Origin of the sequence: Parabacteroides sp. Y3-G-102, from assembly GCF_023656845.1 — a bacterium.
Classification (GTDB): domain Bacteria; phylum Bacteroidota; class Bacteroidia; order Bacteroidales; family Tannerellaceae; genus Parabacteroides; species Parabacteroides distasonis.
The window spans coordinates 48,677-73,412 of record NZ_JAMOKU010000021.1 but is presented as its reverse complement, the minus strand read 5'-3'; the positions used below and the strand labels follow the sequence as shown (position 1 = coordinate 73,412).

17 protein-coding genes and 1 pseudogene are annotated in these 24,736 nt (G+C 47.3%); 9 read left to right on the top strand and 9 right to left on the bottom strand.

Annotation, left to right across the window (positions count from 1 at the left end):
• Positions 1-74: 74 nt before the first annotated feature.
• The 4 genes from cysK to NBH16_RS12215 all read right to left on the bottom strand — a co-directional run bounded on the left by cysK (position 75) and on the right by NBH16_RS12215 (position 6,903).
• Positions 75-1,022, bottom strand: coding sequence for a cysteine synthase A (gene cysK / locus NBH16_RS12230; protein WP_250788659.1), 948 nt, complete (start codon positions 1,020-1,022; stop codon positions 75-77).
• Positions 1,023-1,191: 169 nt separating this feature from the next.
• The gene (locus NBH16_RS12225) at positions 1,192-2,556 is read right to left on the bottom strand and encodes an efflux transporter outer membrane subunit (RefSeq protein WP_250788658.1); all 1,365 of its coding nucleotides are present in this window, start codon (positions 2,554-2,556) and stop codon (positions 1,192-1,194) included.
• 28 nt (positions 2,557-2,584) lie between these two features.
• On the bottom strand, positions 2,585-5,788 hold the full coding sequence (locus NBH16_RS12220; RefSeq protein WP_250788657.1) for an efflux RND transporter permease subunit: 3,204 nt from the start codon (positions 5,786-5,788) through the stop codon (positions 2,585-2,587).
• 5 nt (positions 5,789-5,793) lie between these two features.
• Positions 5,794-6,903, bottom strand: a complete 1,110-nt coding sequence (locus tag NBH16_RS12215; RefSeq protein WP_416338890.1) for an efflux RND transporter periplasmic adaptor subunit — start codon at positions 6,901-6,903, stop codon at positions 5,794-5,796.
• Between the two features lie 150 nt (positions 6,904-7,053).
• Here NBH16_RS12215 and NBH16_RS12210 point away from each other — a divergent pair, with 150 nt between their 5' ends.
• Positions 7,054-7,887 carry a helix-turn-helix domain-containing protein gene (locus NBH16_RS12210; protein ID WP_250788655.1) on the top strand — a complete coding sequence of 278 codons (834 nt, stop codon included), beginning with the start codon at positions 7,054-7,056 and terminating at the stop codon, positions 7,885-7,887.
• Between the two features lie 118 nt (positions 7,888-8,005).
• On the opposite strand, the gene NBH16_RS12205 is transcribed toward NBH16_RS12210, so the two are convergent.
• Entirely contained in the window at positions 8,006-9,190 is a 1,185-nt protein-coding gene (locus NBH16_RS12205) for a dicarboxylate/amino acid:cation symporter (RefSeq protein ID WP_121961019.1), read from the bottom strand.
• A 132-nt stretch (positions 9,191-9,322) separates the two neighbouring features.
• Between NBH16_RS12205 and NBH16_RS12200 the strand changes: the two genes are divergently transcribed.
• Together NBH16_RS12200 and NBH16_RS12195 are read left to right on the top strand one after the other, a co-directional pair.
• Entirely contained in the window at positions 9,323-10,006 is a 684-nt protein-coding gene (locus tag NBH16_RS12200) for an SGNH/GDSL hydrolase family protein (RefSeq protein WP_048927255.1), read from the top strand.
• A gap of 4 nt (positions 10,007-10,010) precedes the next feature.
• Entirely contained in the window at positions 10,011-12,527 is a 2,517-nt protein-coding gene (locus NBH16_RS12195; RefSeq protein WP_048927256.1) for a glutaminase domain-containing protein, read from the top strand.
• A gap of 43 nt (positions 12,528-12,570) precedes the next feature.
• Here the strand turns inward: NBH16_RS12195 and NBH16_RS12190 are convergent, their stop codons facing one another.
• Both NBH16_RS12190 and NBH16_RS12185 read right to left on the bottom strand, forming a co-directional pair.
• Positions 12,571-13,458 (bottom strand): helix-turn-helix domain-containing protein, encoded by an 888-nt coding sequence (locus tag NBH16_RS12190; RefSeq protein WP_048927257.1) that lies wholly within the window; start codon positions 13,456-13,458, stop codon positions 12,571-12,573.
• A 15-nt stretch (positions 13,459-13,473) separates the two neighbouring features.
• Entirely contained in the window at positions 13,474-14,391 is a 918-nt protein-coding gene (locus NBH16_RS12185) for a helix-turn-helix domain-containing protein (protein ID WP_036615856.1), read from the bottom strand.
• Positions 14,392-14,623: 232 nt separating this feature from the next.
• Between NBH16_RS12185 and NBH16_RS12180 the strand changes: the two genes are divergently transcribed.
• The 3 genes from NBH16_RS12180 to NBH16_RS12170 are packed head-to-tail and all read left to right on the top strand — an operon-like array spanning position 14,624 to position 17,744.
• Positions 14,624-15,697 (top strand): alpha/beta hydrolase, encoded by a 1,074-nt coding sequence (locus NBH16_RS12180; RefSeq protein WP_048927258.1) that lies wholly within the window; start codon positions 14,624-14,626, stop codon positions 15,695-15,697.
• Between the two features lie 8 nt (positions 15,698-15,705).
• The gene (locus NBH16_RS12175; RefSeq protein ID WP_005862587.1) at positions 15,706-16,572 is read left to right on the top strand and encodes a DUF3737 family protein; all 867 of its coding nucleotides are present in this window, start codon (positions 15,706-15,708) and stop codon (positions 16,570-16,572) included.
• 5 nt (positions 16,573-16,577) lie between these two features.
• The gene (locus NBH16_RS12170; RefSeq protein ID WP_250788654.1) at positions 16,578-17,744 is read left to right on the top strand and encodes a MalY/PatB family protein; all 1,167 of its coding nucleotides are present in this window, start codon (positions 16,578-16,580) and stop codon (positions 17,742-17,744) included.
• 90 nt (positions 17,745-17,834) lie between these two features.
• Here the strand turns inward: NBH16_RS12170 and lacZ are convergent, their stop codons facing one another.
• Both lacZ and NBH16_RS12160 read right to left on the bottom strand, forming a co-directional pair.
• The gene (gene lacZ / locus NBH16_RS12165) at positions 17,835-20,945 is read right to left on the bottom strand and encodes a beta-galactosidase, LacZ type (RefSeq protein WP_048927259.1); all 3,111 of its coding nucleotides are present in this window, start codon (positions 20,943-20,945) and stop codon (positions 17,835-17,837) included.
• Between the two features lie 12 nt (positions 20,946-20,957).
• Positions 20,958-22,115, bottom strand: coding sequence for an MFS transporter (locus NBH16_RS12160; protein WP_048927260.1), 1,158 nt, complete (start codon positions 22,113-22,115; stop codon positions 20,958-20,960).
• 114 nt (positions 22,116-22,229) lie between these two features.
• Between NBH16_RS12160 and NBH16_RS12155 the strand changes: the two genes are divergently transcribed.
• The 3 genes and pseudogenes from NBH16_RS12155 (at position 22,230) to NBH16_RS12145 (ending at position 24,732) form a co-directional block, all read left to right on the top strand.
• Positions 22,230-22,634 (top strand): HsmA family protein, encoded by a 405-nt coding sequence (locus NBH16_RS12155; RefSeq protein ID WP_048927261.1) that lies wholly within the window; start codon positions 22,230-22,232, stop codon positions 22,632-22,634.
• 139 nt (positions 22,635-22,773) lie between these two features.
• Positions 22,774-22,920: pseudogene (locus tag NBH16_RS12150) on the top strand (cytochrome-c peroxidase); the annotation flags it as partial.
• Positions 22,921-22,992: 72 nt separating this feature from the next.
• Complete coding sequence (locus NBH16_RS12145) at positions 22,993-24,732, top strand: thiamine pyrophosphate-dependent enzyme (RefSeq protein WP_048927262.1); 1,740 nt, start codon at positions 22,993-22,995, stop codon at positions 24,730-24,732.
• Positions 24,733-24,736 lie beyond the last annotated feature (4 nt).

Sequence of the window (24,736 nt, the reverse complement as noted above, 5' to 3'; positions counted from 1 at the left end):
ACTATTGTGTTTATCCACAAACACTATAGTGTTTTCGACTCAGATTCTATGACATCAGATAAACCGATAAAAGCCTATAGAGGATATTCCTCGAAAGCATATAGAACCGTGGAGAGATACCTTTCTCCTGTGTCCGGAAGCAACGCCACGATCGTTTTTCCCTCATTCTCCGGAAGTTTAGCTAGTTCCACGGCGGCGTATACAGCGGCGCCGGAAGATATTCCTACCAGCAACCCTTCCTTCCCGGCCAGTTCGCGGCTGGTACGGATAGCGTCATCGTTCGTTACTTGCAGGATCTTGTCAACTACCTCCCCGTTGTAGGTCTTGGGGATAAAGCCGGCTCCGATGCCCTGTATCTTGTGCGGGCCGGGCTTGCCTCCGGAAAGTACCGGTGAATCGCTAGGTTCTACCGCTACGATTTGTACGTTCGGGTTGTGAGCTTTCAATCCGGCACCGACACCGCTGACCGTGCCTCCGGTTCCTACGCCGGCTACAAACAGATCGACTTTACCATCCGTATCACGCCAGATCTCTTCGGCGGTCGTACGGATATGTACGGCCGGGTTAGCGGGATTCTCGAATTGTTGTAGGATGATGGAACCGGGAGTTGCGTCACGCAGTTCCTCCGCTTTGGCGATGGCTCCTTTCATGCCTTCCGCCCCGGGGGTGAGGACGAGCCGGGCACCTAACGCTTTCAATAAATTACGACGCTCGGCACTCATGGTATCCGGCATGGTCAGGATTAATTTGTAGCCTTTCGAGGCGGAGACAAAAGCAAGTCCGACTCCGGTATTACCGCTGGTCGGTTCGATAATGGTAGCGCCGGGTTTCAACAAGCCTTTAGCCTCGGCGTCCTCGATCATCGCCAAGGCGATGCGGTCTTTTACGCTACCAGCCGGGTTGAAATATTCCAGCTTGCCGATTACTTGGGCTTTAAGGCCCTTGCTCGCGTTGAAATTAGAGAACTCCAACAGGGGAGTGTTGCCGACAAGGGCGGTCAGTTGTCTTGCTATTCTTGCCATATACAAATGAATTTTGTTGTTTCTGGATTCTTTTATTTATATGACAAAGATAGTGGATGGATTGTTTACGGCATATACCATAAACCGGGTATTTTTTTACCTCCTTCTATGCGTCACGCACAAAAGGTGGTTACAATCATAATTATATACAAGTCTGAAAGGACTATCTTTAATGTCTGCCTCCTCCTAAGGCTTGGTAGAGGTTTACGGTGGCTTGAAGCTCGTCAAAACGATCCGTTACTTGGGAGAGCTGGGCGCTGAGCAGGGTTTGCTGTGCCGTGAGCACTTCCAGATAAGTGGTGTTTCCATGCGTCATCAGCAATTGGGTGCTACGGACGGCATCTTCAAGCGATTCGATTTGGTGTGTACGCAAGTCGATCTTTCCCTTTGCGGTCTGGGCTTGGGTAAGTGCGTCGTTCACCTCTTTTCCGGCGTTGAGCACGGTTTGTTGGAAAGTGAGCTTGGCCTCTTCTTGCTGCGCTTTCGCTATTTTCAATTGGGCGATATTCGCTCCTTTGTTAAATAGCGGTTGCGTGAGGGAGCCGACCGCCGATAGTAATAGTTTACCCGGATTTACGATGTAACTACCTGCGCTGTTTGTCCATCCCGCGCTGCCGCTAAGACGTAGCGAGGGATAAAAATTGGAGCGTGCGGAGGCTGTCCCGTAGAACGCTTGCGCCAATGCGTACTCGGCGCTACGTACATCCGGACGGTTCGAGAGCATCTGTACCGGGATACCGATAGCCAGATCCGGGGTTAAGGATTGGTCTTCCAACCTTCCTCGCTCAATATCCTGAGGTGTCTCTCCCAATAAGACGGCAAGTGTATTCTCGGTCTCCCGGATGGTCTGTTCCAGATCCTTAACAGAGGTCTCGATGGAGTAGCAAGTAGCCTCGGTTTGCGATACGGCCGCCTCGGTAGTCATGCCGGCTGCCATTAATGCTTGGGTGGTACGAAGGCTTTCTTGCCATTTCACGGCGGTTTCTGTCGTGATCTCGTATTGCCGGTCCAGCATCAATAAGGTATAATATAAATTGGCGATATTGGCGATCAGTTGTGTTTGTACGGCTTGGCTATACGCTTGGCTTTGCGACAAGGCGGCTTTCGCTTGTCGTTTGACGTTTGTCAGCCGGCCGAAGATATCGACCTCCCAACTGGCCGATACCGGGACGTTGTATGTCCACGACGCTTTCGCCTTATCAAAGCTACTTGTCGTGCCCTGTGGATCTAGGGAGAGCGACGGGAGGTAGGAGAGGCGGGAGGTCATTAACGCCGCCTCAGCTTCTTGTACCTTTAGATGGGCGATCCGCAGATCTGTATTATTGGCTAATCCCCGTTCGATCAAGGATTGCAAGGCCGGATCGGTGAATAGGTCCCGCCAACTGATATTCCCGATGGAGAAGGTATCTGCCGGGGCTATCTCCTCCCGATATAGATTCTCCGGGAGGGTGGCGACAGGCTCGTATTTCTTGTAAATGCCGCAGCTATTCAACGCTAGCGTCGCTACGGCAAAGAGTATGATGTTATTCTTCATATACATTATATATATACAATTGGATAGATTATTTCTTGCTATCTAAATATTCTTTTCTTTCCTCGGCGGCCTCTTTTACCTCTTCTTGCACCTGCCAATCAAGGGAACGCTCGAATTGGATCGGGCGTAGTTTCTCTTGCAGGTATTGGAACGTGATGAATAAGCAAGGCACGATAAATAACAAAGCCAATGTACCGATCAACATACCGCCAACGGCACCGGTTCCCAACGAGCGGTTTCCATTAGCGCCTACGCCGTTGGAGACGATCAATGGCAGCAAACCGAATATCATCGTAAGAGCGGTCATCAAGATCGGGCGCAGACGAACCTTTGCCGCGCTAAGAGCGGCTGAAGTCAGGCTCATACCGGACAGGCGGAGTTGGGTAGCGTACTCTGTCAATAAGATGGCGGTCTTCGCCAACAATCCGATCAACATGATCAAACCGGTTTGCAGATAAATGTTATTCTCCAATCCCATGAACTTAGCGAACAAGAAACTACCCATCAAACCCATCGGTACGGAAAGAATCACGGCGAAAGGAACAAGGAAACTCTCGTACAAGGCACTTAGGATCAAATAAATCATCAAGATACAGATACCGAAGATGATAATGGTCGTATTACTCTGCTGGTTCTCCTCACGGGTGATACTACCGAAGTCGTAGCCATACCCTTTCGGGAGCGAAGTGGCCGCTGTCTCTTTTACCGCCTTGATAGCATCCCCGGAGCTATATCCATTGGCCGGTACGGCATTGACAGCGATCGAATTATACATGTTGAAACGGGCTAAAGATTCGGCACCGTATACCTTGGTCAAGGTGATAAACTGACTAAGCGGTGCCATCTCGCCGTTCGACATGCGTACGAACGTATTATTCAAGGAGGCCTCATCCAGACGATATTTAGGATCGGACTGTATCATCACCTTATACACCTTCGAGAAACGGTTGATATTCGACACATATTGCCCTCCGTAATAACCGGAAAGGGTTGATAGAACAGCATCCGGAGTGATTCCGGCCCGTTTGCATTTCGCCGCGTCCACATCCACGCGCCATTGCGGGTACTTGATATCGAAGGTAGAGTAAGCCGTAGCGATCTCGGGCCGTTCACGCAAGGCGGCGAGATATTGCTGGGTCGTGTTAAAGAAGGTCGTTAAGTCTCCACCGGCCTTGTCTTGCGTATGCATTTCCAATGCGTTACCCATACCATATCCGGGGATCATGGCCGGGGCGATGGCGAAAATCGTAGCGTCCTTGATATCTGCCGTACGGCCATATACCTGTCCGATCACGGCTTGTACGTTATCTTCCTTGTCCGGGCGCTCATCCCAATGTTTTAGTTTCAAGATGAACATACCGAAAGAGCTACCTTGTCCGGCCAGCAAACCATAACCGGAAACCTTGGAATAAGATTGAAGCTGTGGAATCTGGTTGATCCGTTGCTCGATATTCGTCATGATCTTGTTAGTCGTAGCCAAGGAGCTTCCGGAGGCCGTACTTACGTTGACAAAAACCGTACCTTGATCCTCATCGGGTACCAAGCTGGATTTTGTCGTGTTCATCAAGACGATAAGTAATACGATGGAGCATGCCAACAGCGACCAAGCCAGCCATCTCCGTTTGATAAAGAACAATACCCCATGCTTATATTTCGCGATCATCGAATCGAATGCGGCGTTGAACGCCTTACGGAAGCGGGCGGCGAAGTTATTCTTTTGGGTGCCGTCCTCGTTGATGTAAGGCTTCAATAAGATAGCGCAAAGCGCCGGGCTTAACGTTAACGCATTAACGGTAGAGATACCTACGGCCGCTGCCATCGTCAAGCCGAACTGCGTATAGAACGTACCGGATGTACCGCTCATGAAGGATACCGGAATAAACACGCCCATAAATACCAATGAAGTAGAGACGATGGCGGATGTCAATCCTTTCATTGCGTCCATACTAGCCATATAAGAGGACTTATATCCAACGTCGAACCGAGCTTGGACTGCCTCGACGACAACGATTGCGTCGTCCACCACCGTACCGATCACCAATACCAAAGCGAATAAAGTGATCAAGTTAATACTAAATCCGGCGACCGTCATAAAGGCGAACGTACCGATCAAGGAAACTACGATCGCTACCAACGGAATCAGCGTAGAACGGATATCCTGCAAGAAGACATATACCACAAGGATAACGAGGATAATGGCCTCTATCAAGGTTTTTACAACCTCATGGATCGAGGCGTACAAGAAATCATTCGTACTCATCAATTTTACGACCTCGATACCTTTCGGGAAGTCTTTCGAGGCTTCCTCAAGAAAAGCGTCGATCTTATTATTCACCTCCGTGGCGTTCGATCCGGCTGTCTGGAAAACCATACAGGAGATACCCGGCTTACCGTTTGTTTGTCCGATATAGGCATAACTCTCCTTTCCTAACTCAATGTCCGCTATCTCTTTTAGCTTCAATACCTCTCCATCCTCGGTGGAGCGGATCACGATATCGCCGAATTCCTCCGGAGTAAGTAGGCGACCGCTATATTTCATGGTGTACTGATACGTCTCGTCCGAGTTCTCGCCTAAAGAACCCGTGGCGGACTCAATATTTTGCTCGGCCAACACGGAGGTCACGTCCGAGGGGATCAATTTGTATTGGGCCATAACGTCGGGCTTCATCCAGATACGCATACTGTAATCGCCACCCATAACCATCAACTCGCCGACTCCGGAGATACGAAGGATCTCTGGTTTCAGGTTGATGCTGATGTAATTACTGAGGAAGTTCTCGTCATAAGAACCGTCCGGGCTATAGAGCGAGAAGATCTGTAACATACTGGTCTGGCGCTTGGAAGTCGTGACACCTACTTGGGTAACCTCGGCCGGCAATTGCCCGGTCGCTTTCGATACACGGTTCTGTACGTTTACGGCGGCCATGTCCGGATCGGTTCCTTGTTGGAAATAGATCGTGATCGTGGCGGTACCGGAGTTGGTAGCCGTGGAGGTCATGTAGGTCATATCTTCCACGCCGTTGATCGCCTCTTCCAAAGGGGCTACGACACTCTTCTGCATGGTCTCGGCATTCGCCCCGAAGTAAGTCGTACTGACCATAACGGTAGGAGGGGCGATATCCGGATATTGTTCTACGGGCAAGGTGAAAAGCCCGATGATACCCGCTACCATAATCGTGATGGAAATCACGGCGGAGAGTACGGGGCGTTCTATAAATGTGCTAACTTTCATTGTGCTTAATTTTGTTTTACTTCAATCGGTGTTCCTTCACGCAATAAGCCTACGCCTTCGGCTACGATCACGTCGCCGCTATTCAATCCGGCGTTTACGATATACTCTTGTCCTCCGTTCACACGGGTAACTTCTACAGGAGCGGATTGCGTCTTTCCGTCTACTACCTTGAAGACAAATACCCGGTCTTGGATTTCGAACGTGGCGGCTTGGGGAATTACTACGCAGTTATCGTATGTAACCGGAATGATCACATTCCCGGAGCCTCCGCTATTCAATGATTGCTCCTCGTTCGGGAATGCGGCACGCAAGCTGACCGTTCCGGTGTTTTGATCGATAACGCCGCTGATCGTCTCGATCTTTCCCGTTTGGGGATAAAGCGATTTATCGTTCAACTGAAGCTCGATCTCGGGCATATTCTCCAAGGCTTTGTCTTTCGAGCCGTATTGACGGGTCAAGGCCAGTAGCTGGTTCTCGGTCATGGAGAAATACACATACATTTCGGAATTGTCCGATACCGTGGTGAGCGGTTTGGGTAGGCTTGCGCTTACTAATGCGCCTACACGATAAGGCAGGGTTCCGATGACGCCGTTCGAGGGGCTTTTCACTTCCGTGTAAGAAAGGTTGTTACGGGCGTTCACCTCTTGTGCCTCCGCTTGGGCTAATTGGGCTTTTGCCGAGAGTAGTGTGTTGTAGGCGGTCTTTAGGTCGAACTCGGAAACTACTTTGTTCTTATACAATTCTTGTTTACTCTCGTAGGTCAGTTGCGCTGTCGCTACAGATGCCTTAGCGGCCTCTACGTTCGCAATGGCGGTGTTTAAGGCCGCTTGATAAGGAACTTGATCAATAATAAATAAGACTTGTCCTTTTTTTACGCTCTCGCCTTCTGCTACGCAAAGCTTTGTAATAAAACCGGATACTTGCGGATAAATATCAATATCCTGTTTTCCTCGTATACTCGCCGAGTAATTATTGGATAAAGTTTTCTCCGAAATGGATACGGTCATTGTCGCATACCCTGAACTTTGTTGGATTACAGGGCTTTGTTTACACCCAACAGCTACGATACACCATAAGGCGATCGCAGTCTTCATCAATCGATTTTGCTTTTTCATCTTAACTAATACCTATATTTTCGGATGCAAAGCTACTCGCTTATCGGCGAACCATTGTTTCCACAATGAGGCGATGATTGTTCATTTTGAGATGGAATGATCCGTTATATGCTAATGATCTCTTATTTTCGCAGGCAAAATAGTAGACATATGAATCCATTTGAGCTAGAGAAAGGGGAGGTTTTCTCCATGGGCGAATCCGATTTGCTAAACTTGTTAGATAGCCCCTATAAGATAAGATGTGGCTTGATCCTGTTTTGTCGCTCCGGTATGGCAGACATATCGGTGGATTTGGTTCAGTGTACGCTCAAGCCCAATACGGTCACGGTATTGTTACCCGATACGATATTGACGTTAAATAGTAGCGGCGAGTATTTCAAGGTCGAGTATATCGTGTTTTCGGCAAGTTTGTTCGATGAGGCGGTATTCCGTCTGGAGCCTCCTTTTTTCCGCTTTATATTGGACAACCCTTGCTTGGTATGTCCCCCGGGTGAGAGGGATGCGTTGGATACCATGATCCGTATGTTTTGGACTATTTATAAAGACAGGGATAATATGTACCGGAATGTGATCATCAAGAACCAATCGCAAAACTTCTTCCTAAATATGCACGACAAGAACAGGCACTTGTTTTCCAGCCTTCAACGTAACGGTTATAACCGGGGAGAGGAGCTTTTCCATAAGTTCATAACTTGTATCCAAACCCATTATCTGGATCAGAAAGATGTGGCTTTCTATGCGAATGAGCTTTGCATCTCTCCTCGTTATCTCTCCACTATCACCCGGCAAGTGACAGGTGAGTCGGCGAAGGCCGTTATAGACCGACATATCATATTGGAGATAAAAGTACTGTTGCGTACCACGGAAATGACCGTACAGGAGATAACGAATCACTTGAACTTTCCCAGCCAATCCTATCTGGGACGGTATTTTAAGAAGCATACCGGGGAGTCACCCATAGCGTATCGAATGAAAAGAAAGTGATATCACTTACTGCAACCTGCCTTGCAGTGTTACTGCACGCCTATTGCAGTGTCACTGCACGTGCGGTGCAGTACTACTGCAAGGCAGGTTGCAGTAAAATAGCCATGGAAGTTTGTTCTTATAAAGCCGTGGAAGCTTTTTCCGTTTGCCTTTGATCGAACGTATCAGTAATTAAGGTCAGGGCACCATCTCCCGTCACGTTGCAAGCCGTACCGAAGCTGTCTTGCAAAGCGAATATCGTAAGCAATAATGCCGTTCCTGCCTCGTCGAAACCTAGAATAGCGATGATCAAGCCCAATGAGGCGAGCACCGTACCGCCCGGTACGCCGGGAGCGCCGATCGCGAAGAAACCAAGCAAGATGATAAATACGAGCATCGTCGTGAAGTCCGGCATACTTCCATATAATATTTGTGAGACGGTCAATACGAAAAACACTTCCGTCAAGATAGAGCCGCATAGATGGATGTTCGCGAACAGGGGGACAGTCACGTCGATTACTTCCTCTCGCAAAATCTTGCTTTTCTTGGCGCAGGTCAAGGCCGTGCCCAAGGTGGCGGCGGAGGACATGGTGCCTAAGGCTGTCAAATAAGCGGGTCCGTAGTATTTCAATACGCCCCAGCTATTTTTCCGGGAGTAAATCGATGCGACTACATACAGTAAGGTCAACCAGATGTAATGGCAAATGATGACAATCAACAGGACGGATAAAAAGATAGGCAACTGCTTCGTAATCGCCCCCTCATAACTAAGAACACAGAAATTCGCGGCGATGAAAAGCGGCAACACCGGCATCAAGACCCGTTCTACCAATTTAAGTACCATGTTCTGGAATACTTCCAGCAACCTCTCCATCTCCTCGGATTTAACCCATGCGGTAGAAAGTCCCAGCATCACGGCCAATACCAATGCCGACATAACGCTCATCACTGGCGGAATCTCTAGATTAAACAACATGGGAGGGATGTCTTTTAGACCTTCCGAGGCGGTTTGAATATGCAAATGCGGTATTAACTCGTAACCCACAACGGCGCCAAAGGTAGCGGCGCCAACCGATGACAGGTATGCGATACTAAAAGCGAATAATAAGACTTTGGATGCGTTGCTTTTTAAGCGGGCGATGGATGGTGCCACGAATCCTAGAATGATCAACGGAACCAAGAAGAAAATAATCTGTCCCGTAATTTGTTTTATGATCATGACCGCTTTTAACACAGGCTCGTTTACGACAAGCCCAACCAGAAGTCCGATCAAGACGGCCAGTATCAACCGTACGATCGTGTTGGAAAGAATCTTTTTCAGCATATTCGGATGTTTTTATTTTTCAATGACAGCAAATATAAGATATTTTCTTGTGTGAATGGGTGAGTGGACAATTTTGATTACTTTTGTTTGATGAAAACAAGATCGTTGGTTTGTATTTTATAATCAAGTAATATGAAAAACATGAGACAAGCTTTACTGGTAGCGGGCTGTTTATTGGCTACCACTACGTTATTTGCCCAGACCGAGAAAGGGGATTGGGCTCAGTTTGGTCGTTACGCGGAGGCTAACAAGACCGTGAAAGTTCCTTCGAACGTGGTATTTATGGGGAACTCCATTACAGACGGATGGTGGCCGGCGGATTCGACCTTCTTTATCCAGAATAATTTCGTAGACCGTGGGATCAGCGGACAGACAACCTCGGAAATGTTAGTTCGTTTTCGCCAAGACGTTATTAATTTGAAACCGAAAGCAGTGGTAATCATGGCGGGTATCAATGATATCGCCCACAATAACGGCGTGATCGCTTTAGAGAACGTGTATGGTAACTTGGTCTCCATGGCGGAATTGGCGAAAGTAAATAATATAAAGGTGATTTTTTGTTCCGTGATGCCGGCATACGATTTTCCTTGGAGACCGGGTATGAAGCCGGCCGATAAGGTTATCCAGCTCAATAAGTGGATCAAGGAGTATGCGGATAAGAATGGCTTGACGTACGTGGATTATCATTCCGCCATGAAAGATGAGCGAAACGGATTGCCCGCTAACCTGTCGAAAGATGGTGTGCATCCGACCTTGGAAGGCTATAAGATCATGGAGAAGATCGTGCTGGAGGCCATTCATAAAACCGTAAAGTAAGCAGATGAGAAACTATTTATTGGCTTTATCTTGTTGTACGGCTTTATCTTGTTGTACGCAAGTGGAAGTTTCCGAGGTATATACGGCGGCGGCAGAGAACTCTTTACGTGCTCCGGCCGTTCCTTTGGTCACGATCGATCCCTATACAAGCGCATGGTCGTTTGCCGATCAATTGAATGATGAGTCGGTACGGCATTGGACCGGCCGTGATTATCCGCTTCTAGGCGGTATACGAGTAGATGGTAAGTCATACCGTTTCATGGGAATGGACGATATACAGGTGACCTCGGTGATCGGTACGGCCTCGGATGGCCTATGGGAGGCCGATTATACGATGTCTCAGCCTGCCGGTGATTGGTTCGCCGAGGCTTATGATCCGAAAGGTTGGAAGCGGGGAAAAGCCGCTTTCGGAACGGAAGATAATCCGAATCGTTCCACGCATTGGTCCGCAGGCGATATCTGGGTACGTCGTACGTTTGACTGGCCCTCGGATGTGCGCAAGGATGCTCTTTACCTCCAATATTCGCACGATGATAATATCGAGGTGTATCTAAATGGAAAGCAAATCGCCGTGGCAGGGAACGGTCTGGACTATGATTTGCTGAAAGAGATACCGGAAGCGGTGGTGGAGAGCTTGAAACCTACGGGTAACGTATTGGCCGCTCATTGCCGGAACAATGGGGGAGGCGCTTATGTGGATATGGGAATCATGCGGAAGGTGAAACGAGGAGATACGTTCGATGAGAAAGCGATCCAGAAATCCGTGAACGTGATGCCTACGCAAACATTCTACACCTTTGAGTGCGGTGGTGTAAGTCTGGACTTGATTTTCACGGCTCCCTTCTTGCTGAATGATCTGGAAGCTATGACTTCTCCGTTTAATTATATAACCTATCAAGTCCGCTCCATCGACGGTAAAGATCACGACGTGCAATTATATATGGAAGCCACGCCGCAATGGGCCGTGAATACGATCGATCAAGAGGTGACTTTTGAGAAAACGGAAACCCCTGATTTAATTTACCTAAAGACAGGAACAATCGATCAAGAGGTTCTGGCGAAAACCGGGGATGATGTACGGATTGACTGGGGATATTTCTATTTGGCTATCCCAAAGAAACCGGGAGTCTCCGCAACGATCGACGAGTATTATGCTACGAAGAAAGCTTTCATGACTACTGGTAATTTACCGGCTGGATCGCAAAGTATCTCTTCGGATATGCGTGAGCAAATGACAGTCCTCGCTTATACGGACCCGATCGGCAAGGTCTCCAAGGAAACCGTCTCCGGACATTTGATGATCGGTTACGATGATTTATATTCGATCCAGTATTTCCAAGACAACCGGATGCCTTATTGGAAGCACGACGGAAAGGTGGATATTCATCAGGCGTTCGAGAAAGGGGAGGCTGCTTACGAGGATCTGATGAGACGTTGCGATTCCTTTGATTCTTCTTTGATGAGCGAGACGAGCGCCGTAGGAGGGAAGAAGTACGCCGAGTTATGCGCTATCGCATACCGGCAGGCGATCGCCGCCCATAAATTGGTGACTGATAAAGAAGGGACTCTCTTATTCCTCTCTAAAGAAAATTTCAGCAACGGTTCTATCGGAACGGTGGATATAACGTATCCTTCCGCTCCTTTATTCTTAGTGTACAATACGGATTTGTTGAAAGGAATGATGAACCCTATTTTCTATTATAGCGAGAGCGGACTGTGGAAGAAACCTTTCCCGGCTCACGACGTGGGTACATATCCGGTTGCGAACGGTCAGACCTACGGTGGCGATATGCCCGTGGAAGAAAGTGGTAATATGCTTGTGCTAGCGACTGCCATAGCGGTAGTGGATGGTAATGCCGATTATGCCGCCCAACATTGGGAGGTTTTGACTACATGGGCGAATTACTTGTTGAAGGAAGGCCTTGATCCGAAGAACCAACTTTGTACGGATGATTTCGCCGGGCATTTCGCCCATAACACGAATTTGTCCATCAAGGCAATTATGGGAGTTGCCGGCTACGGGAAATTGGCGGAGATGTTAGGCAAGACGGATATCGCTAGGCAATATACGGAAGCCGCCCGTGAGATGGCCGCTAAGTGGGTAAAAATGGCAGATGATGGCGATCATTACCGCTTGACTTTCGATAAGCCGGGTACTTGGAGCCAGAAATACAACTTGGTATGGGATCGCTTGCTGGGCTTGAATATCTTCCCAAAAGAGGTTGCCGCTATGGAAATGGCTTATTACAAGACAAAGCAAAATAAATACGGTTTGCCGTTGGATAACCGGAAGGATTATACGAAGTCCGACTGGATTTTATGGTCCGCTTGTTTGACCGGATCGATGGAGGATTTTAATACGTTGATGATTCCGGTCTGGAACTATGCCAACGAGACGACTTCACGTGTTCCTCTAAGCGATTGGCATTTTACTTCTGATGGTACGCAACGAGGTTTTCAAGCCCGTTCGGTTGTCGGGGGATATTTTATGAAGATGCTGGAAAAGAAGCTAGGAAAATAATGTTATTCTAAGAAACAGAAGGGGGATGGCCTCCTTCCGTTTCTTAGTTTTGCGCATATGGATATTCACTGGGGGCGATGCCTGTGATCTTCTTAAATATAAGGCTGAAATACTGTACGTTCGGATAACCTAGTTGCCGTGCTACCAGAGCGGGAGTATTACCGTTTTTCAGTAGCATTGTCTTAGCCACACTCAACCGTTTGAACTGAAAATATTCCTCCAGCGTTTTGCCGGTCTCGAATCTTAACAGGTCGTTGAAGTAAGCGACAGAAAGATTCAGTTCTGCCGTACAATATTCGATGGTGGGTAGCTGGCCGTTCTCTAATTTGCCGGAAATGATATACTCGTCGAGGAGCCTTTCCAATTTCTCCAAGATAGCCTTGTTCTTATTCTCCCGGGTAATGAACTGTCGCTCATAATAGCGTGTACAATAATCCAATAATAATTCAATGTGGCGGGATAGAATGGTACCACTGTGTGTATCGATGGCATGGTGAAGCTCATCCTCGATGTTTTCCAGACAACACGTAACTTTGGCTGTCTCACGTTGGGAGAGATGTAGCGCCTCTTCCTTATTATAAGCGAAGAAGGTATAGTTCTTAATATGGTTGTCCAATGACGTGCGGAACAATAGGTCGGGATGGAACGCTAAAAGGTACCCTTTGTCGGGTAACGTATTATTCTCGCTCATACGGAAAATCTCACCGGGAGTAAGGAATACCATCGTAGCGTTGGAATAATCGTAATACTTACGTCCGCAACAATAACAACCGTCCGGGCAGTCTTCTATCAAGAGAATCGCATAGAACTCGAACTTTACGGCCTCTTGCTCTAGGTTCGGGCTCTCTAGATTGATGAGGCTTACTTGTGGGTGCAGCGTCTTGCATCCCAAGCACCGGTTACATTCATATACGGTCTTAATATCTAACATCTTCTTGAACACCTTCTATAGATTCGTTGATAGACCGATCTGCGCACGGTATTCACTTGGCGTGTATCCTACCCGTTTCTTGAATAGCCGACAGAAGTGCTGCGGATATTGGAAACCGAGGGAATATGCGATTTGGCTGACTGTGTCCGCCGTGTCGGAGATACGTTCTTTGGCTAGCTCGATTACTTTCTCTTGGATGTATTCCTGCGGTGATTTGCCGGTTTCCTTCTTGAACATGTCACCGAAATAGTTCGATGAGAGACAAAGCTTGTCGGCAAAGTATTTCACCGTAGGCAATCCGTCCTGTTCGGCGAGTGCACTTTCGAAATACTCATCCAATAGATTTTCGAAACGTGTCAGCACATCCCGGTTTGTCTTGCCTCGGGTGATGAACTGCCTTTCATAAAAACGCATACAATAATTAAGTAGCAGTTCGATATGGTTTACAAGTAAGGTTTTACTATGTTTATCCACGCCATGCTCCAGTTCCATACGGATAATCTTCAGGCAATCCATCACGATAGATCTTTCTTCTTCCGAGAGGTGTAACGCCTCGTTTACCTCGTAAGAAAAGAACGTATATTTCTTGATACTCTTTCCGAGTGACGTTCCACGCAGTAAATCGGGATGAAAAAGAATACCATGTGCGTTTACTTGGACTTTATCGGTGGTCGGGTTTGTTTCCGCTGTTTGCCCGGGGGCGAAGCAAACGATCGTGCCTTCTTGGTAATCGTATGTCTGGCGTCCGTATTTGATATCGCAGGCTTTCTCTAGTTTTAGATACAGCGCATAGATGCCGTAATTGAAGCGGATGAGATCTACACTACTCGTCGCTTTATTCAAATCTATGACACTGACAAGCGGATTTAGGGTTTCGAGGCCATATAGTTTGTTATATAGGTCTACACTATCTAAGTTAAGTATCTTATCCATAGCCGTACGTATTTAATCAATAATTTTGTATGCGAAAATAGAGGATAATTCATATATAGTTATAACCCTAATTACGGATTATATAACCATTGTTACGGATTATGTGTATTTACAGGTTTTCTGGCTGATTCCGCAAAACCTGTAATTGAGGTCATGACATCCGTAATTTATCTACAAAGGGATGCTATTTGAGCTTCTATCTTTGCCATCGTAAAAATAAACAAGGAACGACATGAAGAAGTCATTAAGAGAATTATGTACGGCAATAGCCATATGCTTTTGCGCTACGGGAAATCTGTTCGCTACAGACAATCAATTTAATACCGGTCATACAATGGACAAGAATTTGAATCTAACTAAGGAGTGGGATAAAGTATTCCCACAGAGTGACAAGGTGAGCCATAGTAAAGTTACTTTTCGTAATCGCTATGGCATTACGCTTGCCGCCGATATGTACAAACCCAAGCATGCGGATGGAAAATTGCCTGCTATCGCTATTAGCGGTCCGTTCGGTGCCGTGAAGGAACAATCCTCGGGTTTATATGCGCAGGAATTGGCGGAACGTGGATTTCTGACGATCGCTTTCGATCCGTCATATACAGGCGAGAGTGGCGGAGAGCCTCGTTATGTAGCTTCTCCCGACATCAATACGGAAGATTTCTGTGCGGCCGTCGATTTCCTTTCGACACGTGATGATGTGGATGCGGAACATATCGGTATCCTCGGTATCTGCGGATGGGGAGGCATGGCTCTTAATGCGGCGGCTATCGATACTCGTATCAAAGCGACCGTTACCTCTACGATGTACGATATGAGCCGTGTGAACGCTAATGGCTATTTTGATGCGATGGATACCGACGCACGTTATGAATTGCGCAAGCAACTCAATGAACAGCGTACCGCTGACGCAAAGTACGACTCATATGCCCTTGCGGGAGGCTTACCCGATACGTTACCCGACGATGCGCCCCAATTCTTGAAAGACTACTACGCTTATTACAAGACGAAGCGTGGTTACCACAAGCGTTCGCTCAACTCGAATGGCGGATGGAACAAGACCTCGGCTTTATCTTTCATCAATATGCCTATACTCTCGTATAGTGACGAGATTCGTAGCGCCGTATTGATTATTCATGGCGAGAAAGCGCATTCACGTTACTTCAGCGAGGATGCTTTCAAGAAACTGAAAGGTGATAACAAGGAATTGCTAATTATACCCGGAGCGAATCATGTGGATTTGTACGATCAGATGAATGTCATTCCCTTCGATAAGATTGAACGGTTCTTTGTAGAAAACTTCAAATAAGATCCATTATGCAACAGATAAAGAATATGGAATTTAGTGGTGAGCGCCCTTTGTTCGCCTCTCACGATTTACAATTAGACAATGTCGTTATTCATGCCGGGGAGTCGGCATTGAAAGAGTGTAGCAATATCATAGCCGTAGGCTGTCGTTTTGAGGGTAAATATCCGTTTTGGCACGTGGATGGCTTCACCATCAAGAATAGCCTGTTTACCGAAGGTGGACGTGCCGCGTTATGGTACTCCCAAAATCTAGTGATGACGGATACACGGGTGGAAGCCCCAAAGATGTTTCGGGAGATGGACGGTATCAGACTGGAAAACGTACAACTACCCAATGCTCAAGAAACCCTTTGGCATTGCCGGAACGTGGAATTGATAAATGTGCAAATAGATCATGCTGATTATTTATTTATGCACGGCGAGAACATTAAAATCCGGAACTACGCTCAAAATGGAAACTACTCGTTCCAGTATTGTAAGAACGTGGAAATCCGTAATGCGGTCATCAATTCGAAAGACGCTTTCTGGAATACGGAGAATGTTACCGTATACGATTCCGAGATTAACGGCGAGTACTTGGGGTGGCACTCGAAGAACCTGCGTTTGGTAAATTGCAAGATCTCGGGTACGCAGCCGCTTTGTTACGCCCACGATCTTATGATGGAGAACTGTACGATGGCAGATGATTGCGATCTAGCCTTTGAATACAGTTCCGTGCAGGCGACTATCAACAGCTCGATCCGTAGCGTGAAGAATCCCCGTACGGGAAGTATCACCGCCGAAAGTTATGGTGAGGTAATCCTCGACGAGAACATCAAGGCTCCGGGTAATTGCCAACTGAGGCTATGGAATGAACGTACTTGCTTTTCCGCATAAAGAATATGAGATATAACTTCGATGAAATAGTGCCTCGTACCGGTACGAACTCTTATAAATGGGATAGTGCCGTGGGCACGGATGTACTACCGATGTGGGTGGCCGATATGGATTTCCGTACGGCACCCGTTATTATCGAAGCTTTACGGCAACGTGTAGAACATGGTATTTTCGGTTATACCCAAGTGCCGGATGCATATTACGAAGCGGTGACAGGTTGGTTTGAACGTCGGCATGGATGGCAAATACGGAAAGAATGGATGATTTATACCTCCGGTGTTGTTCCGGCTATTTCCGCCGTTATCAAAGTGTTGACCGAGCCGGGTGATAAAGTACTGGTGCAGACTCCGGTTTATAACTGTTTTTTCTCATCCATCCGCAATAACGGATGTGAGATTATCCGCAACCCTTTGCCTTATGCCCATGATACATTCACGATTGATTATGAGGATTTGGAGAGAAAAGCCGCTGATCCGAGGGTAAAGGTCATGTTGTTGTGTAATCCTCATAATCCCGCTGGAAGGGTATGGACACGTGAGGAATTAAGTCATATCGGCGAGATATGTATCCGTAATGGTTTAACAGTCGTATCGGATGATATACATTGCGAACTCGTATTTCCGGAATATACTTTTACGCCGTTCGCATCTATCTCGGAAGAATTCCTACGGCATTCCGTGACATGCCTGTCACCTAGCAAGGCTTTCAATATAGCTGGATTACAGATCGCCAATATCGTGTGTTCCGATGAGAACCTACGTCGGAAGATAGACCGGGCAATCAATATCAACGAGGTATGCGATGTGAATCCTTTTGGTGTAATAGCTACCATAGCGGCCTATAATGAGGGAGAGGAATGGCTGTCGCAACTGATCGATTATTTATGGCAGAATTACTTATACATGAAAGATTTTTGCGGGAAATATCTGCCGGACTTCCCGATAACCTTGTTGGAAGGCACTTATCTCGTATGGATGGATTGCCGTAAGTTAGGTAAATCATCGGAAGAATTGGAGCACTTGCTGATCGAGAAAGCGAAGCTATGGCTCAATGCCGGAACGATGTATGGAGCAGAAGGCGAAGGTTTCATGCGTTGGAATATCGCTTGTCCACGTTCCTCGCTGATAAAGGGACTGGAACGGTTTAGGAATTTTGTAGGTAGTGGCTGTTAAAGAATAGTGATGATAGAAAACGAGAGAAGGGGAAAACAACAATTGCTTTCCCCTTCTTTCATATATCTCTCGCTAGATAAAAGATTCGTTTTACTCGATCTCGATGCTATGTTTTACCGGAGTAAGAATGAACGTGAACTCATAGTCGCCGTAAGGAATTTGATATTCCGGGAGTGCGATAGTTCCCCAGCTATTTACACAGCCCAATCCCATCTGCACCTTATCGAGACAAAGGTTTGTCAAGTCAGCTTCCTCTACTTCGGGAGAGTGTCTTTGATCCTTCCGGGCACCGTCATCCAAAGACTCGATCGTATAATGTAAAGCGGAAGCGGAGAATGGGGCAGAGGCTACAACCTCGATACCGTTGCCAGCCTCGTTCAGCATTTTCCACCAGCGGATATCCGATTTCGTTCCATTCTCTTGCGGACGGATATACGAATAGAATTGCTCATCTACGGTCTGGCGGTAAATAGCCAAGTCGGCGTTACCCTTGCGGTCGATATAATTCTCCACGGGACCACGGCCGTAGTATTCGATATTCTCGAATGATCTCGGCATCGGCATTTGCATACCGAAGCGGAACATGGGGGATACCTTGGCATTCTTGTCTGCTGTCATTTTCTGGGTAACCTTGATCGCACCCTTGTTATTGATCACGTACGTCAAGTTCAACTTGGCGGATACGGTCGGCATATCGTAAGCGGCCTCTACGATCACTTGCTTGTTCTCCATCCGTTGGTTAAGAGAAGTCAGCTTCATCTCCGGATTCTTCCATGCGGCGTACTTTTTCTGTAGGCCAGCTCCGAAATCATTGTCTGTCGGCGCGCGCCAGAAGTTAGGAGTCAAAGCCTCTCCTTCCTTGATCATGTCTTGGCCGTTTACCTCGTATTTGATCAGATAACCATTCTCTCGATTGAACTCGGTACGGAAACCACAACCTTCCACGATCAGGTAATTCGCATCGCTATCTTGTACGACTGGAGCCTTGGTTTCGATATTGGTTGTCTCCACGTTTTTCAATTCCATAGATGGAGCCTTGTATGGATTCAACGTCAGCTGATCCTTGGCTACGGTATGTCCGGCGGGTAATAAACCCTCACGGTTCTTCAGTTTATAAGATACATTCAGCAACCATTCCGTGCATTGGCAAGTCTCGCCTAGATCCAATCGGATTGTTGATGTTTGCTGGGGAGCTACTTTCAGGTCATCGACACGTCCGCTACGAACAACCTTGCCACCTTTCAGCATTTCCCATTCCAGATAATAAGCGGAAAGGTCACGGAAGAAATTCTCGTTGTACACCTTGATCTCACCTTTCGACAGATCGCCGGGGGTTGTCCAGATATCTTGGTAATAATACCCCACCTCGTACATATGCGGGTTCGGAACACGATCCGGGCTGATCAAGCCGTTATCGCAGAAGTTATTATCGCTAGCGTCGAACTTATTGAAATCGCCGCCATAAGCATAGATCATTTTCCCGTTCTTGCCGGTCCAGCGTACGGATTGATCCACGAAGTCCCAGATGAAGCCTCCTTGATATTTCGGGTATTTACGGATCAAATCCCAATATTCCTTGAAACCACCTTGAGAGTTACCCATGGCATGGGCGTACTCACATTGTATCAAAGGCTTTTGCATGGAGTTGTCCTCGCAGTATTTAGCGCAATCCTCGTAGTTGTAATACATCGGGCAGAAGATATCTGTCTTTCCGGTCTTTCCGGCCTGCTCGTATTGTACGGCACGGCTGGGATCCTCGTTTTTGATCCAATCGTAAGCGGCCTCGAAGTTAGGACCGTATCCCGCCTCGTTACCCAAGGACCAGAAGATTATACTCGGATGGTTGAAACCACGTTGGACGTTACGTTGGTTACGTTCCAGATGCGCTTTCTTATAAGATGGGTTCTTGGCTAACGTTTCCTCGCCGTATCCCATTCCGTGAGACTCTACATTGGCCTCGGCTACGACATAGATACCGTATTTATCGCAAAGATCGTACCAGAAGTTATCATCCGGGTAGTGGCAGGTACGAACGGCGTTCAAGTTGAATTTCTTCATGATCTGTATGTCCTGTATCATGCGTTCACGTGAAACGACATAACCGCCATCGGGATCCATCTCGTGACGGTCGGCACCCTTGAAAAGAACCGGTTGCCCATTCACGAGTATCTGGGCGTTCTTTAATTCGATCTTACGGAAACCTACTTTTACAGGGATTACTTCGATTGTTTTGCCTCCCTCTTTTAAAGTAGCCCGTAAAGTATATAGATAAGGAGTCTCCGCAGTCCATTTGTGGGGAGAGGAGACTTCTATCGTCGTGCTGACCTTTCCGGAAGCGTTCAAGGATTGGGTAGCGACAGCTTTATTCTGGGCATCCAATAGTTCAAGCTCTACCGTACCTTTACCCTTCATGGTCAGGTTGACAGCCAACGAGCCATTTTGGTATTGAGCGTCCAGATCCGGAGTCACACGTATATCGGCGATCTGTTGCTTTGGGTTACGGGCGTATAAATAACAATCACGTCCGACACCGCTGTAACGGAAGAAATCTTGGTCTTCCAGATAAGTGCCATCACACCAGCGGAATACTTGGAAAGCGATCAGGTTTTTTTGTCCGGGTTTCAAGTAAGGAGTTAAGTTAAACTCCGCTTCCAGCTTGCTATCTTCGCTATAGCCTACGTACTTCCCGTTTACCCACAAATACATATTGGAGGTAACGGAGCCGAAATGGGCGATGATCTCTTTTCCGTTCCAGCTGGCAGGAACCATGATCTCACGACGGTAGGAACCCACATGGTTATTAACGGTAGGGACCTCGGGCGGGTTGTTCTTGAATTGCTCACGCCAAGCGTAACCAACGTTTACGTAGAGAGGATCTCCATATCCGTTCAGTTCCCATACACCGGGCACAGGCATATTGTTCCATCCTTTGTCGTTGTAATCGGTCCGCCAGAAATCGGTAGGACGAGCGTCAGCGTTCTTTACCCAAAAGAATTTCCAAGGACCGTTCAAGGTCATGAAGTTCTGGGATTGTTCCTTGGCGTCCTTCGCTGCCACCTCGGCGGTCTCGTAGGCGAAGAAATTGGCGTGCATCGGGGCACGGTTTACGGCGTTGACCTCGGGGTCTCGCCACTCATTCGACTGGGCTACCGCTGTGAAAGCCAAAGCGGCAAACAGTCCGGTCATAAGTTGTCTTTTCATGCTATTATATTTTTAATCTGCTTTACGGAATTGCAAAACTAAGAATAAAATTCCGGGTATGGCAATAATTCCGGCGGAAACTAACAGGGCGACACGTAAAGAATAGAAATCATTTAGCCAACCTATAAATGGGGCGATGGCAGCGAATATCAAGCGGATCACAAAGTTACGGATCGACAAGACCGTAGCCCGCATCTCCGAGAAGGTCATTTGATTAATGTAACCTTTCAAAATCGGTGTGGCGAAGCCCCGGACTATATAGAAAATGAACAAGATCGCTAATCCCCAATAAGTAAGGTTATAAGCGAGCGATATATATCCACCTACGATTATAAGTAGTATAAACGTGTTTGATTTACGCATCCCGAAATACCGCTCTACCTGATCAGAATAGAGGGCGGACAATCCCACCGTCAGATTGAGCACGGTCCAAATGACACCGTAATAGGAGGTCGGGGTTTCCAACTTCATCAATACGGGCTGCACGAACCATGCCATCGTTAATGTAGCGGCTCCGATGATACCGGAGAACATGATGTTATAGCATAGCCTACGGTTCGTAACCAAGGAATATTTCAAAATGCGGAGAATCTCGGAAACCGGGTTCTGCACCTTACTCTTAGTATTGAATTCCTGCAAGGCGAACGCTGCCGGAATGCCGATAAAGGCGACAAACGCTTGGGCGTAAAACGGCAATCGCAAGGAATAAGCGGCCAGCAATCCACCGAATATCCCGGCGATGGCCTCGGCGAAATTACCGATCATCGTGATACGTCCCTCGTACCGCAAGTAAAGTTCTTCTTTTTTATATCGTACGGTTGTATCGTAGAGCAGCGCCGAATCCGCTCCGTTTACCAAGGTTTGCCCGGTTCCCAACAGGATCTCGGCAAAGAGAAATGCCGTGAAAGTGGAGGTGAAAGAATAACATAGGTACCCACCAAAGAACAGTATACAACCTAGAATCAAGCATTTCTTACGTCCCCATACGTCCGCTAGGTAGCCCGAGGGAATCTCCAAAGCGACAGCGGCGACCGAGTAGACACTCTTCAAAATAAATACGTCTTGCAATCCTAACCCATGATCCTCATAGAAAAGGACAATGATAGGCATTACGAGCGAGAACCATTTGGATAACTTGATCAGATAGAGAGCGAGTATATTTTGTTTCATATTTTTCAACGGGATTGCCCTGTCGTTTTTATTTAGACACGCGAATGTATGAATTCTTTGCCAATAGCCTGAACTTTTTTAGGAAGCTTCTGTTCTTTTTGAAAAAGGAAAAATATGGTATTCAATCAACTTGATATTCATTTACTGATTACGGCCATTTGTGTGATATCATCCGCCTTGATATGCTATACGATCGGGGTCTGGGGCGAGCGTTTCCAAGGACAGTTAAAAGCGTGGCATCTTTGGTTTTTTGTATTAGGACTTTATGCGGACGCTATTGGAACGGGCTTGATGGAGCATATCGCCCAGCTGACCCATCTGCATGATACGGCGCATACCGTAACGGGAATTATCGCTATTTGCTTGATGCTAATCCATGCGATCTGGGCGATTTGGACTTACTTTAAAGGTTCGTTAAAAGCCAAGCAGCATTTCAACAGATTTAGCATTGTTGTGTGGTTCATCTGGTTAATTCCTTATTGCATCGGTATCTACATGGGGATGTCTCTCCATAAATAGAGGCCATCGCTCATATATCTTGAGAAATAAATCGTACATTTGGTGATATGTTTACTATATGCCATATCCCGGAAAAAGGTTTTGCCGATAAATACGCCCGTATCACCTCGGAAGGGGTCGTGAAGTGTCTATTTAGCTTCATAATGTAAGGGATGTAGAGGATTTCCCCCCGGCGGAATATCCCGAGACCGTAAATAAGGATGAACTGGGGAACTTAGCTTTATCTCAGGAAGAGGAGACTGCGATTGTCGCTTTTTTACGAACATTGACGGATTGCATCAAATAAAAATCAGCCTTTCCAAAAACTTTCTCCAGCCCTTGATAGTTTTCTTATAAAATAAAAAGAAGAGTTTAAACTATGGCGAAGAAAGTTGCGGACCAGTTAGTGGATACGCTGGAAAAAGCAGGCGTACGACGTATATACGCCGTGACAGGCGATAGCCTGAATGAGGTGAACGAGGCTGTTCGGAAAAACGGCAGATTGCGGTGGATTCATGTCCGTCATGAGGAAACGGGGGCTTATGCCGCTGCGGCGGAGGCCCAGTTGACAGGCGAGTTGGCTTGTTGCGCAGGTAGTAGTGGCCCCGGGCATGTACATTTAATTAATGGGCTGTATGATGCCCAACGATCCGGAGCACGGGTCTTGGCGATCGCTTCCACGATCCCTTCCCGGGAGTTTGGTACGGAATATTTCCAAGAGACAAATACGATCAAATTATTCGATGATTGTAGCTATTATAACCAAGTAGCCACTACGCCGGAACAATTTCCCCGGATGCTTCAAGGCGCTATGCAAGCGGCGATCTCATCACGTGGGGTCGGGGTGATCGGACTTCCAGGTGACTTGGCGGCAGAGAATGCTACAGCGGGTTTGTCCTCTACCATTTCTTTTCCTACGCGACAACGGGTTTGTCCCGCCGAACAGGAAATCCGGGAATTAGCGGATTTGTTGAATAACGCAAAGAAAGTGACACTTTATTGTGGAATAGGGGCGAAAGATGCCCATCCGGAATTGGTGCAGTTGGCTAAATTACTGAATGCTCCGGTAGCCTATTCTTTCAAGGGTAAGATGGAGATCCAATACGATAATCCGAACGAGGTGGGGATGACCGGTCTATTGGGCATGCCTTCCGGCTATTATAGTATGCACGAGGCAGAGGTGTTGGTGTTGTTGGGAACCGATTTTCCATACGAGGCATTCATGCCAGAGAGCAACACGATCGTACAGGTGGATATCAATCCGAATCGTCTGGGGCGTCGTGCCAAGATACAAATGGGGCTTTGTGGCGATGTGAAGGATACTTTGGATGAGTTGATTCCGTTGATTCACCAGAAAGAAGATGATAGTTTCTTGCGGGAACAGTTGGCTAAATATGAGAAAGTTCGGGAAAATCTCCGTTCTGCCGCCGCTGTCCGGGGGAAAGAAGAGAAGATACAGCCAGAGTACGTGATCTCGGTCGTAGACGAGCTTAGCTCGGACGACGCCATATTTACCGTGGATACGGGTATGACTTGTGTATGGGGTGCCCGCTATTTGCAAGCTACGGGTATGCGGAAGATGTTGGGATCATTCAATCATGGCTCGATGGCGAACGCCATGCCGCAAGCGATAGGGGCGGCATTGGCTTACCCCGGTAGGCAAGTCGTTGCGTTGTGTGGTGATGGAGGTATCTCAATGTTGTTGGGCGACCTTGCTACGATCGTGCAATACCATTTGCCGATTAAATTAATCGTGTTTAATAACCGTTCCCTAGGAATGGTAAAACTTGAGATGGAGGTGGCTGGACTGCCGGATTGGCAGACCACGATGTTGAACCCGGATTTCGCCCGGGTAGCCCTTTCAATGGGAATGGCGGGCTACAACGTGATCAACCCCGACGATGTATTCCCCACCTTGCAGAAAGTGTTTAACGCTGACGGACCGGCCTTGGTTAACATCATGACCGATCCGAACGCATTAGCGATGCCTCCCAAGATTGAGTTCTCCCAAATGCTTGGTTTTGCCCAAACCATGTATAAGTTAATGATGGAGGGGCGAAGCAAGGAGGTCTTGGATACCATCGATACGAATCTAAAACATTGGAAAGAGGTGTTTTAAACTC